A 12,682-nucleotide genomic window follows, 5' to 3' on the forward strand; every position below is an offset into this window, starting at 1 on the left:
TGAGACCAAGCCTTACAGAGTAGCCGTAATTGCATGTGCCAATAAACTTCTCCATCTCATCTACGCAATTCTGAAGAAGGGGGTTCCTTATCGAGAACAGACCGTATAACGATAACGGATAGGACTGATAACCAAATCCTTCCAAAAGAAGTTGGAAGGCTGGTTTGTTATACCCTTTTTAAAGTATACCACAAATAATGATGCTATTTAATTAATTGGCTTGACAAGATATTAGCTGGTTCAGGTAGATTTGAAACGAAAAGATGAAATCGGCGAGTTGGGCGCGGCATTTGAAGAAATGCGCCATCGGCTGAGCCAATCGATCCGACTTCAGCTGCAATATGAGGAAAACCGCAAAGAACTGATCTCCAACATTTCACACGACCTGAAAACGCCGATTACCGGCATAAAAGCATGCATCGAAGGCATTCGGGACGGCATCGCGGATACCGATGCCAAGCGGGAAAAGTATATGCGCATGATCGCGAAAAAAACGGAAGAAATGGATCGGTTGATCGACGAATTGCTGCTGTTTTCCAAACTTGATTTGAAACGGCTGCCGTTTCATTTGGAACCGCTGGATCTTGCGGCTTATTTGCGCGATTGTGTCGAAGAATTGCGCCTCGATCCGCGAATGGAAGGGATCACGATAACGTTTACTGGTGCCCACGACCGGCCGGTTCCCGTGATGGCCGACCGCGAAAAGCTGCGCAGAGTCATCATGAATATCATGGACAACAGCTTGAAATATATGGACAAGGACCAAAAAGAAATTCGGGTGGAATTGTTCGACGACGAATCGGAAGCAACGGTACGCATCCAGGACAACGGACCGGGGATCGAAAGCGCGGCGCTGCCGCAAATTTTCGACCGCTTTTACCGGGCGGATCCTTCGAGAAGCACAGCTACGGGAGGCAGCGGCCTGGGTCTTGCGATTGTGAAACAGATCGTTGAAGGGCAAGGCGGGCGCGTGTGGGCGGAAAGCCGCATGGGGGAAGGCACCAGCATTTCTTTTACATTGCCAAAGTCAAAACATGGCGGTGAGCAGTCGTGAAGCGCATTTTGATTATCGAAGACGAGCAGGTTATTGTGGAAGTGGAAAAAGATTATCTGGAAGCAAGCGGCTTCGCGGTGGAGACCGCGGCGAGCGGTGACATCGGTCTCAAAAAGGCGCTTGAAGAGGAATATGATCTGATCATTCTCGATCTCATGCTGCCGAAAACGGACGGGTTTGAAATATGCCGGCAAGTCCGTCAGGTGAAAAACATTCCGATCCTGATGATTTCAGCCAAAAAGGAAGACGTCGATAAAATTAGAGGGCTGGGACTTGGTGCGGACGATTATATGACCAAACCGTTCAGTGTTGCTGAACTGGTCGCTCGGGTGAAAGCCCATCTTGCCCGTTACAACCGCTTAACGACAGATAACCGGATGAGGCAGCAAGACGAGATCCGAATACGGGGCATTCGCATCGATAAGATGTCCCGAAAAGTGTTCGTGAATGAAACGGAGGTACCGTTAACATCCAAGGAATATGACCTGCTGCTGTTTCTGGCTTTGCATCCGAACCGGGTGTTCAGCAAGGACGAGTTGTTCGAAAAAATCTGGGGGCTGGACGCTTTGGGCGACAACGCCACGGTGACCGTCCATATCAGCAAACTGAGGGAAAAAATCGAAGCGGATCCGTCCAAGCCGCAATATATCGAGACGATTTGGGGCGTCGGGTATCGCTTGAATTTATAGTTACAGCGAAGAGAAAAATCATGACGGGTTTGAAGCGATCTGTTCACATGCGCGTGAGGGTCGTTTTTTTGTGTGCGCTTGCATGATTCCAGCCAACAAACCGGTCGTTTTTATACTTTTTTTAGATTTCGTTTAGGGGACATTTAGACATACTGGCTATTATGAATAAGGGAAGCGGTTTTGCAGGCAGGAGGTGAATGTTTTGGGAAAACTGAACGTAACCCAGAGAAGGTGGCTGCTCGCGCTCCATCTGTTGTTTGCCGCGATCATGTTCGGCGTGGCGATCGTCTTTCTGATTCTCAGCATCACTGCGGCAAACACGAACGATGAAGGCGTGCTTAAAGCGTGTTATACCAGTATGCATCTGCTTGCCAAGACGTCTGTTCGGGCATCGACAATCGGCACTCTGGTAACCGGCATTTTGCTATCTGTGTTAACCCAGTGGGGGCTCTTTAAATATTACTGGATTATCGTCAAGGAAGGGTTGACGATCCTCTCCATCATATTGGGACCAATCGGCATGTATTTCTGGACGCTCAAGGCGGTAACGCTGACAACGGCGGAAGGGTTAGGCGCTCTTCAAGATCCGGCGTTCACCGTGAACAGCGCTCAACTATGGACCGGGATCATTCTCCAGATCCTTTCCCTTGCCATGATGTTCGTGATTTCGGTCTTTAAACCGTGGGGATCGCGAAAACAGAAAAACCGGTCCAATCTTGCCTGAATGAAGGGAAGAACATGGAAAATCCAGATAACTTGCTTTCTCATGCAAGCGTCGAATGCGCTGGCGAATGAATCAAAATGTCATAACATTGTCCGTTTTTATGCATGAGAAATGGTCATGATAAAATGGAATAAGTATATGATAGTATGTTGGAATGATTTTTGACGAGAACTGAGGTTGGCAAAACATGAAGAACAAAAAACCGGAACTGGTAACCACAGCAGCAACATTGGAGGAAGTGGAGCGCGTATTTGAGGCAGGTGCGGATGCGGTTACGCTTGGCCATGAACGATATGCCCTGCGTCAGCCGGGACACTTTGAATTGGAACAAATCAAAGAAGCGCAACAAATCGCCCGCAAGCATGGCGGCCGAGTATATGCAGTGATGAACGCCCTCATGCATCATGATGAGGTTGGAGAGCTGGCAGGTTATCTGGAACAACTGGCGCCCCACGTCGATGCGGTTGTGTTTGGTGATCCATCCGTACTGATGACAGCACGTCAGGTGGCACCCGAATTGCCGCTGCACTGGAATACGGAGACCACATCAACCAACTACCGAACCGTTAACTTTTGGGCTGGGAAAGGTGCAAGCCGGGCGATTCTCGCACGTGAGCTTTCGTTGGAAGCCGTATTGGAAGTCAAACGTAACACAAGGATTGAGATTCAGGTGCAGGTGCACGGGATGACCTGTATTTTTCATTCCAAACGGGAATTGGTCAGCAACTATGTGCGTCACCAGGGAAAAGACCCGGAGCAGGAAATCCGCGCAGCGCAGCGCCGCATGTTTTTAAAGGAAGACAACCGTGAAGATCAGCGGTATCCGATCTTTGAAGACCGTCATGGCACCCACATCATGAGTGCAGAGGATATCTGCATGCTCGAGCATTTGTCGTCGTTCATCACGGGAGGCATCGATGCGCTCAAGATTGAGGGCATCCTCAAGCCGTTGGAATATATTCAGACGGTCGTCTCCATCTATCGCAAGGCCATCGACCGTTTGGCTGAAAACCCGCATGCGGACATCGATTCCGGCTGGTTGGACGAGCTCAAAAGCATCCAGGATCCGGCCAGACCGCTCGGAACGGGCTTCTACTTCAAACAGCAAATTTATTGAACATCTTTCCATATGTGAACGATTCAACTGTGCAAGGAGGTAACCGACGTATGTTAACACAGACCGTCCAATCGACGATCGCAAGCCCGACAAAGCGAAAGAAACCGGAGCTGCTTGCTCCGGCGGGCAATCTGGAAAAACTGAAATTCGCCGTACTGTACGGTGCGGATGCCGTATACATCGGTGGACAAAAATTTGGACTTCGCTCCAAAGCGGGCAATTTTACCTATGAAGACATGAAGGAAGGCGTGGCATTTGCCCATGCCCATGGCGCCAAGGTATTCGTCGCCGCCAACATTATTGCCCACAATGAAGACTTTGAGGGAATGGAAGAATATTTTCGCACATTGTACGACATCGGGATTGATGCGGTGATCATTGCGGATCCTGCCATCGTCGAAGTGTGCAAACAGGCAGCCCCCCATTTGGAGATCCATCTCAGCACACAAGCGTCAACAACAAACTGGCAAGCCGTCAGCTTTTGGGCAAATGAAGGGATTTCACGAGTCGTCCTGGCGCGCGAAGTATCCATGGAGGAAATTCGTCAGATCAAGAAGTATACTGACGTAGAGATTGAGGCATTCATTCACGGGGCCATGTGTATCTCCTATTCGGGTCGATGTGTGCTTTCCAATCACATGACCAACCGGGATGCCAATCGCGGGGGATGCGCCCAGTCCTGCCGTTGGAAATATGATTTGTTTGAGGAAGCGGAGGAAGAAGATACCGAAACCCCGCAGATCGGCAAGACAGAATTGCCGATGTTCAGCGAAGAGGATGACTCTTTTACCATGAGCTCCAAAGATCTGTGCATGATCGAGCATATCCCGGAAATGATTGAGGCCGGAGTCGACAGCTTAAAGATCGAGGGGCGGATGAAGACGGTTCACTATGTGGCAACAGTGGTCAACACCTACCGGAAAGTGATCGATGCCTACTGCGAGGATCCGGAAGGCTTTGTCTTCAAACCGGAATGGATGGATGAAATCCTGAAAGCGGCCAACCGTCCGGTTACCACGGCATTCTATTACGGAAGCCCGACTGAACAAGACCAGATCTTCGGTGTGCCGCCCAAAATGGCCAAATATGATTTTGCCGGACTGGTGCTTGATTATGATGAGAAGACCGGCATCGCCACCATTGAACAGCGAAACCACTTTGCTGTCGGATCAGAGGTGGAATTCTTCGGGCCCAAACGTGACAATTTCATCCAGAAGGTGGAAGAGCTGTGGGACGAAGAAGGCAACTCGCTAACAGAAGCAAACCGCGCCATGCAAAAAGTAAAAATGCGCGTCACACAGCCAGTGAAACCGTACGATATCATGCGTAAGGAAAAGAAATAAACGAAGCCCGTCTGGGGAACAAGATGCGTCAACTGAATCAGCTAGATGTTCGGCTCCCAATACCAACGGGGTGTTTTCCAAGGGCAAAATAATCTGTGCAAAAGCCGAGTTGGACTCAGGTACCCAGCCTGATATCCGCTCGGTTTTTTCTATGAACTTGAAGCAGAAAAGCATTTTTATGAAAGAATTTACTGCTCTTTTATTTGAAACCTTGGCTGCAAGTGAGGCGATGGAAGCGACCGGGACGCCACCATATGCCATGCTGTAAAAGAGAAGTTAAGTCGCTTTGTGGAGGCTGGTACCGCTGGCCGCTATCCACAAGGGGCCCCAGCACATTACAGGAAAGTGTTCAGGGATCAAGCATTGCCCTTTCTCTTTCTCAGAAGATGAAAGGGGATTTGTATTTGCCCCATTGTTTCCATTATCGTATCCATGACGCTTCCCAGCAATCGAAATCCCATCACGGAGAATACCCCGATTGTGGCGATCGGCGTGAAATTTTTTGAACATTCTTTACGAATCGCCAAAATGAGATTAAGATAATCTCAACTAGCGTGAAAGAAAGAATAAACAAAAGGTGAGGTTCGGTTTATGGGGAAGATTGTACCAGGGCGATATACCGCAGATATCGAAGGTTCATTTGTGGTTTTTGTCATCGGTATGAGAATTAATAAACTGCTTTATTTTTGGAAATGGGTTCCTATTATCACGGCCATGCAAGCGATGATTACAGAATTATATAAAAATAGGGATCTGGGTTTTTTGGACATGAAGTTTTTCATCAGTTGGCGGGGAATTACATTGCTTCAATATTGGCGTTCATTTGAACATCTTGAGCACTATGCAAGACATGGAGCCAAACACTTGGAGGCTTGGAGAAACTTCAACAAGAAGGTAGCCAGCACAGGTGAAGTCGGATTTTATCACGAAACATTTCTTGTTCAGGAAGGCCAGTACGAATGTATGTATGTCAATATGCCAGTGTACGGTTTAGCCAGAGCAGGGAATCATGTCCCTGCTACAGGAAACAGGGAAACGGCAAGGGGGAGATTAGGGAAAGTTGATGATCCGTCGAACCCTTAAAAGATTTCATACTATGGTTGAGCTGAGAAGCCTGTAAAAATCAGGCTTTTTCTTGTTTTCTTTACAAAAAATTAACGATTAAACATATTGATATAACCATATGGTCATATTAGTATTGTAGCGAGGAGGGACGATCAGGCATGGAACTTAAGAAATTAGCCGATGCTTTAAAGGCACTGGGAGACCCAACGCGGCTAAAAATCATCGCATTGCTGAACATGCGTGATTGCTGTGTATGCGAACTGGTGCCCATTTTTGGGATCTCGCAGCCGGCCATTTCCAAACACTTGAGCCGTTTGAAAAATGCGGACCTGGTAACAGAAAACCGAAAAGGACAATGGGTGTTTTATTCGTTAAATCGAAAACAACTGCACGAAATTGGTCTTGGACTCGTCAACTTGCCGGATTGCTCCGCAGAGTTCAAGAAACTGGAAGAACAAGGCTTGCTCGTTAGCTGTAAAGAGGATTGATCATGAAAAGAAAGCTTATCGCAGAATTTATCGGGACGTATTTTCTTGTTTTTGCCGGCACTGGAGCCGTCGTCATTAATGAGCTGACCAAATCCCTCACACATGTTGGAATCGCCATCACATTTGGCCTTGTTGTCATGGCGCTGATCTACACATTCGGTCACATCTCGGGTGCACACTTTAATCCAGCCGTTACGATCGGGTTTCTGGTCCATCGGGATATGAATCCCAAAGAAGCATTGCTGTATATCATGACGCAAGCGATAGCTGGAGTGGCTGCCAGCTCAACATTGCTTTGGCTTTTCGGCAATGTGGCCAACCTGGGAGCCACCCTTCCGAGAAATTCATGGGAACAATCGTTCATTCTGGAGTTCATTCTGACGTTTATCCTGATGATGGTGATTCTTGGCTCTGCGGTTCACGGGAAGGCGGTTAAACAGTTCGCAGGAGTGGCAATCGGCGGCACGGTCGGACTGATGGCGATGTTTGCAGGACCAATCTGTGGCGCTTCCATGAATCCTGTTCGTTCATTGGGACCTGCTTTGGTTTCTGGAACTCTTCAACACCTGTGGATTTACATTGTCGCAACGATCCTCGGAGCAGTGGCGGCAACCCTTGTTTATCAAACACTACACGAATAAAGGAGAAGACAAATATGGACAAAAAACCGCTCGTCTACTTTCTTTGCACGGGAAACTCTTGCCGCAGTCAGATGGCAGAAGGCTTCCTAAAAAAGTTGGGGAGCGACCGTTATGAAGTAAAGAGCGCAGGCCTGAAAGCCCATGGCCTAAACCCTCGCGCTGTTCAGGTCATGCAGGAAGCAGGAGTAGATATCAGCCAACACACGTCCGATGTCATTGATCCTGAGACGCTGAATCGTGCGGATTATGTGATTACACTTTGCGGTCATGCGGATGAGCACTGCCCGCTCATTCCGAACAAAAATGTCGTGAAGTGGCATTGGGGGTTTGATGATCCGGCGAAAGCCACCGGCACGGAGGAAGAAATACTGGCAAGCTTCCGTACCGTGCGCGATGCCATTAAGAATCGCATTGAACAATTCCTGAAAGAAGGAAAGTAAAAAGGAGTGATCGCTGGATTCAAATTGCGTAAGACAACTCCGAGGAAGATCTAGCAACCCAAGGCCATACGTTACTTATCCAGCCGTATCAAAAAAACAAGTATTGACCGGGCAGAGAGTACTCTGGCCGGTCAATCTTTGACACCTGAAACCAATCATTTACCCGCAGCAAGAAGAGCTATCGCTGGTTGTTTCGGTGCTGCAGCAGGATTCACAGCAGGCTTCGGTTGCCCCTTCTTTGTTTTCAGGAGCTGCTGCTTTGATTTCTACTTCGCAGCAATTCCCTTCCTTCTTGGAGCTCCCATCTGAAAGATTTTTCATAAAGTTTGTCATCATCAATTCCTCCTACATGTTTTTATTTGATCCCCGAAAGGATGGGGGAATCAACAAGCTGATTAACAATGTAATCCGATTGAGGGAATCCCTCTTTGTATAAGCGCTGCCGAATCATCTCCGCCGGCAATCCATCGCCATCAGCAAGCTGCGCATGTGTGCTGCTGAGCTTGTATTCCAGTATCGATTTTTCGTGGTGCTGCCGCTTGCGTATGCTCTTCTCGAAGCAGCTGCCATCCCTTCCATGTGATGAAGTTCAGTTTTCTTTTTTGATCTTCATAAAGCATTTGAGCCAGTACATCATGGTAAATCATAAAAACTCACTCCTTTATCAATATAATTTGATGAATATATCAAAAAAAATTGATGAAATGATGAAAAAAGAATTAGCAGCAGTTGTTGCGGCGGAAGATGCAGCAAAGCTCTTCAGAGAGAAGATGATTCACTTCGTCCGGATTTAAGGAGTAGTAGTTCATGGTGCCTTCTGTTTCCTTGATGATCAGGTTGGCATCCAGAAGGATCTTGAGATGATAGGACAGTTTCGACTGTGCCATACCTACAATCTCCGTCAAATCGCAAACGCAAACCTTGCCTTTCTGGGTTAGCTCATACATGATTTGAAGCCGCTTTTTATCTGCAAGAGCTTTAAACTTTGCTTCGTACCGTTCAAAGAAAGCATCATGGTTGGCATGTAGGATCGGTAGCTCTTTAATCAAACGTGTCACCTTCATCAATTTTTCTTGATGATGCTACTATACTCCTCATTTTGCCAAAAGGCAATAGGTAACATCAAAAATTTTTGATAAAAAATAATTGCGTTTTGCAAATAACAGGTGTATAAATGGGGTAAGAGGTGAGGAGATGGAAAATATACGTGAAATTTTACAGACGATGACTCGGCGCATTGGCCTTTTAAACAAGAACTGTTGCTCCGTGGATGGCATTGACATATCGGTCGCGCAAAGCCACATTTTATATGAAATACATCGGCAGCATCAGCCGTCCATTCAGCAAATTGCTGAGACTTTAGGGATGGATGTCACAACGTTCAGCCGCCAGGTTCAAGCATTGGTAGAAGCGGAACTCGTAAAAAAGACTCCATATCCAGAGGACCGCAGGGTACAGATTCTTTCCTTAACGGAGAAAGGGAAACGCATTAACGATTATATCGAACAGATCATGAATGCGTTTTATGACGAGATCTTCTCCCATATGACCGAATTCGAGAAAGACACAGTGATTCGTTCCCTGAAATTGTTGAATCAAGCAATGGCAAAAACCAAGCAATGCTGCAATCCCATGGGTGATTAAGCCCATTTTTCCTTCAATAAACATTTGCAAATTGCAACTAAAAGGGGTGGTAAGTATGTGGCTTGAAGTTCTACACAGCTTTTTGTGGATCGCCTTGGAGTTAACGGGATTGTTCATTGTGATCTCATTTGCCATCAGTTTGCTCCAAAGCTTTATCCCGTACGAAAAGGTGGAAAAATTTTTGACAGGGAAAAACAGTGCTTTGGGGGCATTGATGGCATTGGTGTTTGCATTCGTAACACCCTTCTGCTCTTGCTCAACCATTCCGGTTGTCGTCAATCTGTTACACAAAAAAATTCGGTTCGGCATCGTGATGGTGTTCCTGTTCGCCTCGCCGGTGTTGGACCCAACCATCATTACCCTGATGGGAGCAATGCTTGGAGTAAAAGTAGCAATTGCATACACCGTCATCACTTCCGTGTTATCGGTCATGATCGGATTTACCCTGGAACGGCTTGGGTTTGAAACACAAGTCAAGCAAGTTGTGATGACCGGGTACAATGAAACAACGAAAACCTTCAGCCTTAAAGCGGCGTTGGCCGAAACGCTTGGGTTAATGAAATCCGTTTATCCATACATCATCATTGGAGCCGCGATCGGATCTCTCATTCATGGTGCAGTACCTGCCGGATGGATTACGACATACATGGGTGCAGACAAGTGGTGGATGGTGCCGGTCGCAGCTATCATCGGTATTCCGCTTTACATTCGACTGTCGACGATGATCCCCATTTCGCAAATCATGATTGCAAAAGGAATGGCTCTTGGTCCAGCCATGGCGTTAATGATCAGCTCTGCTGGAGCAAGTTTGCCGGAGTTAGCGCTGCTTAACTCCATTTTCAAGAAGCGGCTGGTTGGGGCTTTTGTTGTATCCGTCTTCACCATGTCCACGATTGCTGGGTTGTTATTCTATATGATCTGAGGAGGGTTTCACATGGGAATTTTGAAGAGTCTGTTTGGGAAAAAAGAGGGCAATTGCTGCAACGTCAAGATCGAAGAGGTGAAAGAAACAAAGGATGCATGCTGCAGTGCAGCTGAGCCGGTGAAGAAAAAAGCAGGTCAAAGCAGCGATTCTTGCTGCAAGTAACTTACCAAAGGGGAGCTTGTCATGAGCCTTGCCATTCGAAAAGCGAATGAAGCAGATTTGGAAGCCATCCTGACGATTTACAATCAAGGGATAGCTGACCGAATTGCGACCTTGGAGTCCGAGGAGAAGGACTACGCTTACATGCGCAGATGGTTTGATGAGCATCAGGGGCGATACGCGGTACTTGTCGCAGAGCTGGATGATGACGTCATTGGATGGGCTTCCCTTAACCGTTACGCCAATCGATGTGCGTATGATGGGGTTGCCGATTTATCCATCTACATGGAACGTTCTCACCGAGGAAAGGGCGTCGGGAAGGCACTTTTGGAGAAGCTGGAGGAGGTGGCACGCTCCCATGGATTTTACAAAATTGTGCTGTTCACCTTTCCATTTAACGCTCTTGGGCAAGGACTTTATAAAAAATGCGGGTATCGTGAAGTTGGCGTGTTTCACAACCAGGGTATCTTGGATGGAAAATTTGTCGATGTGATGGCGATGGAGAAGATCCTCATGACGGAGGTGTGAATGAAGAGTAACAGGGGCATCGGGATATATTCCCGGTGCCTTTTTGCTCGTCTGCATGACCGTTTTTGAGCAAACAGGGAAAATATTTGGCTGATTTTGAATGTTTATGATTGATATTGAACGAATGAAAGCGTATAATCAAAAACAATCAGAATAACGCTGCAGATGTTCTCTGGAAAGGTGGATACGATGTTAACTCCCGAACGGCATCAATTGATTCTGGCTTTACTCAGGGAGAAGGAGGTTGTCCGCATCCACGAGCTGGTGGAAGCGACGGGAGCGTCCGAGTCAACCATTCGGCGCGATCTGAGCGAGCTGGAAGAACAGCGGCTGCTGAATCGTGTTCATGGCGGAGCGACAGTCCTGCAAAGCAAAATTGAAGAGCCAACCATCATGGAAAAAGCGGTCAAGCATGAGAAGGAGAAAATTGCGATCGCCAAGGCTGCCGCCGGTTTGGTGAAGGAACGGGATTCGATCTATCTCGATGCCGGGACGACCACGTATCAGATGCTTCCTTTTCTTCCCGAGAAGATCATCGTGGTGACCAATGGCGTGGATATCGCCATGCAGCTGACCAAACGAAACATCAAGACGATCCTGCTCGGCGGAGAATTGAAAGCGGCTACATTGTCGCTGATCGGACGGGATGCCTTGAAAAGCATCAGCCAGTATCGGTTTGACAAATGCTTTTTGGGCATGAACGGGATCGACAAGCATCACGGGCTGACAACGCCCGACCCGGACGAAGCCTTTGTCAAGCAGTTGGCCCTTCAGTTCTCGGATGAACGGTTTGTGCTGTGCGACTCCAGCAAGTTCTCCCGGGTGACGTTTGCCAAAGTGGCGGATTTGTCGGGGATCACGGTGATCACCGATGACGGGTTGTCGGAAGAAGATCAAGCAGCATACGGCCAACTAACCAATCTTAAAGTGGTGAAAGCATGATTTACACGGTTACCTTCAATCCTTCCATTGACTACCACGTTTGGGTGCCGACTCTCGCGGAAGGTACCATTCAGGAAGCGCAAAAAGAGTGGAAGGATGCCGGGGGAAAAGGCATCAACGTCTCCAAGGTCTTGCGCATTCTCGGCATGGAAAGCACGGCTCTCGGGTTTGTCGGCGGTTTTACGGGAGCGTATATTCGGCATGAAGTGGAGCGGTTGGGAATTTTTCATAAGTTTATCCAGATCGATTCGGATTCGCGCATCAACCTCAAGATCAAGGCACACACGGAAACGGACATCAGCGGGGTGGCCCCGGTCATCCCGGAGGAAGCGCTGCAGCAGCTGCTTGAAGAGATCGATCGCTTGGGCAGCGGGGATTACCTGGTCCTGGCGGGAAGCGTGCCTCCAAGCGTGCCGCCTGATATCTACCAGACCATCATGAAGCGGCTTCGCGGCAAAAACATCTCCGTCTTTTTGGACGCGAAGGGGCAGGTGCTGCGCAATGGGTTGGCGGAGAAGCCGTTTCTGATCAAGCCCAACCACCACGAACTGGGGGAACTGTTCGGCGTGACGATTGCGACACCGGCAGAAGCAATCCGTTATGGGCGCCAAGCGGTGGAACTGGGCGCGGAAAACGTGATCGTTTCCATGGCCGGCCAGGGAGCCGTATTGGTCAGCGGGAAGGAGGCGTATGTCGCCCAGATCCCGCCGAGCCAACCGGTGAATACGATCGGCGCGGGAGACTCGATGGTGGCGGGATTCTTGTACGGCCACAAGCAAGGGTGGAGGCTGGAGGAAGCGTTTCGCTTCGCTGTGGCAGCGGGAAGCACAACCGCCTTGTCGGAAGGATTTTGTACCCATGAAAAAATCAAGGCGTATTTGCCTGAAATCACCATGATAAAAGTGGAATAAAGAGGAGGAACC

General features: G+C 48.3%; 17 protein-coding genes and 1 pseudogene. 15 read left to right on the forward strand and 3 right to left on the reverse strand.

Annotation, left to right across the window (positions count from 1 at the left end; genetic code table 11):
- Positions 1 to 250 precede the first annotated feature (250 nt).
- From G3578_RS12025 to arsC, 9 genes and pseudogenes are all read left to right on the forward strand, one after another.
- Positions 251 to 1,024, forward strand: a pseudogene (locus G3578_RS12025) (sensor histidine kinase); the annotation flags it as partial.
- 26 nt (positions 1,025 to 1,050) lie between these two features.
- Positions 1,051 to 1,743: a response regulator gene (locus tag G3578_RS12030; RefSeq protein ID WP_165212987.1), complete on the forward strand. Its 693-nt coding sequence runs from the start codon at positions 1,051 to 1,053 to the stop codon at positions 1,741 to 1,743.
- Between the two features lie 202 nt (positions 1,744 to 1,945).
- Positions 1,946 to 2,467 (forward strand): hypothetical protein, encoded by a 522-nt coding sequence (locus tag G3578_RS12035; RefSeq protein WP_165212989.1) that lies wholly within the window; start codon positions 1,946 to 1,948, stop codon positions 2,465 to 2,467.
- A gap of 187 nt (positions 2,468 to 2,654) precedes the next feature.
- Entirely contained in the window at positions 2,655 to 3,584 is a 930-nt protein-coding gene (locus tag G3578_RS12040; protein ID WP_165212991.1) for a peptidase U32 family protein, read from the forward strand.
- A gap of 50 nt (positions 3,585 to 3,634) precedes the next feature.
- A complete protein-coding gene (locus G3578_RS12045) occupies positions 3,635 to 4,927 on the forward strand; it encodes a peptidase U32 family protein (RefSeq protein ID WP_165212993.1) in 1,293 nt (430 codons plus the stop codon).
- Between the two features lie 591 nt (positions 4,928 to 5,518).
- A complete protein-coding gene (locus G3578_RS12050; RefSeq protein ID WP_165212995.1) occupies positions 5,519 to 6,010 on the forward strand; it encodes a DUF4188 domain-containing protein in 492 nt (163 codons plus the stop codon).
- Positions 6,011 to 6,150: 140 nt separating this feature from the next.
- On the forward strand, positions 6,151 to 6,480 hold the full coding sequence (locus G3578_RS12055) for an ArsR/SmtB family transcription factor (RefSeq protein ID WP_165212997.1): 330 nt from the start codon (positions 6,151 to 6,153) through the stop codon (positions 6,478 to 6,480).
- 2 nt (positions 6,481 to 6,482) lie between these two features.
- A complete protein-coding gene (locus tag G3578_RS12060) occupies positions 6,483 to 7,121 on the forward strand; it encodes an aquaporin (protein WP_165212999.1) in 639 nt (212 codons plus the stop codon).
- A 14-nt stretch (positions 7,122 to 7,135) separates the two neighbouring features.
- Positions 7,136 to 7,561 carry an arsenate reductase (thioredoxin) gene (arsC, locus tag G3578_RS12065; RefSeq protein WP_165213001.1) on the forward strand — a complete coding sequence of 142 codons (426 nt, stop codon included), beginning with the start codon at positions 7,136 to 7,138 and terminating at the stop codon, positions 7,559 to 7,561.
- Between the two features lie 159 nt (positions 7,562 to 7,720).
- Here the strand turns inward: arsC and G3578_RS12070 are convergent, their stop codons facing one another.
- The 3 genes from G3578_RS12070 to G3578_RS12080 all read right to left on the reverse strand — a co-directional run bounded on the left by G3578_RS12070 (position 7,721) and on the right by G3578_RS12080 (position 8,625).
- The gene (locus tag G3578_RS12070) at positions 7,721 to 7,897 is read right to left on the reverse strand and encodes a hypothetical protein (protein WP_165213003.1); all 177 of its coding nucleotides are present in this window, start codon (positions 7,895 to 7,897) and stop codon (positions 7,721 to 7,723) included.
- A 137-nt stretch (positions 7,898 to 8,034) separates the two neighbouring features.
- Complete coding sequence (locus G3578_RS12075) at positions 8,035 to 8,208, reverse strand: hypothetical protein (protein WP_165213005.1); 174 nt, start codon at positions 8,206 to 8,208, stop codon at positions 8,035 to 8,037.
- A 72-nt stretch (positions 8,209 to 8,280) separates the two neighbouring features.
- Positions 8,281 to 8,625, reverse strand: coding sequence for an ArsR/SmtB family transcription factor (locus G3578_RS12080; protein WP_165213007.1), 345 nt, complete (start codon positions 8,623 to 8,625; stop codon positions 8,281 to 8,283).
- A gap of 130 nt (positions 8,626 to 8,755) precedes the next feature.
- On the opposite strand from G3578_RS12080, the gene G3578_RS12085 reads away from it, so the two are divergent.
- The 6 genes from G3578_RS12085 (at position 8,756) to pfkB (ending at position 12,670) form a co-directional block, all read left to right on the forward strand.
- Positions 8,756 to 9,205, forward strand: coding sequence for a MarR family winged helix-turn-helix transcriptional regulator (locus G3578_RS12085; protein ID WP_165213009.1), 450 nt, complete (start codon positions 8,756 to 8,758; stop codon positions 9,203 to 9,205).
- Positions 9,206 to 9,260: 55 nt separating this feature from the next.
- Positions 9,261 to 10,127 (forward strand): permease, encoded by an 867-nt coding sequence (locus tag G3578_RS12090; protein WP_165213011.1) that lies wholly within the window; start codon positions 9,261 to 9,263, stop codon positions 10,125 to 10,127.
- Positions 10,128 to 10,139: 12 nt separating this feature from the next.
- Positions 10,140 to 10,292 (forward strand): hypothetical protein, encoded by a 153-nt coding sequence (locus G3578_RS12095; protein WP_165213013.1) that lies wholly within the window; start codon positions 10,140 to 10,142, stop codon positions 10,290 to 10,292.
- A 21-nt stretch (positions 10,293 to 10,313) separates the two neighbouring features.
- Positions 10,314 to 10,817, forward strand: a complete 504-nt coding sequence (locus G3578_RS12100) for an arsinothricin resistance N-acetyltransferase ArsN1 family A (RefSeq protein WP_165213015.1) — start codon at positions 10,314 to 10,316, stop codon at positions 10,815 to 10,817.
- A gap of 189 nt (positions 10,818 to 11,006) precedes the next feature.
- Positions 11,007 to 11,759, forward strand: coding sequence for a DeoR/GlpR family DNA-binding transcription regulator (locus G3578_RS12105; RefSeq protein ID WP_165213017.1), 753 nt, complete (start codon positions 11,007 to 11,009; stop codon positions 11,757 to 11,759).
- Positions 11,756 to 12,670, forward strand: a complete 915-nt coding sequence (gene pfkB / locus G3578_RS12110) for a 1-phosphofructokinase (protein WP_165213019.1) — start codon at positions 11,756 to 11,758, stop codon at positions 12,668 to 12,670. The genes G3578_RS12105 and pfkB overlap by 4 nt, the downstream gene beginning before the upstream one ends.
- The last annotated feature ends 12 nt before the right edge of the window (positions 12,671 to 12,682 follow it).

It is taken from the genome of Brevibacillus sp. SYP-B805 (genome assembly GCF_011059135.1).
Lineage (GTDB): Bacteria > Bacillota > Bacilli > Brevibacillales > Brevibacillaceae > Brevibacillus_F.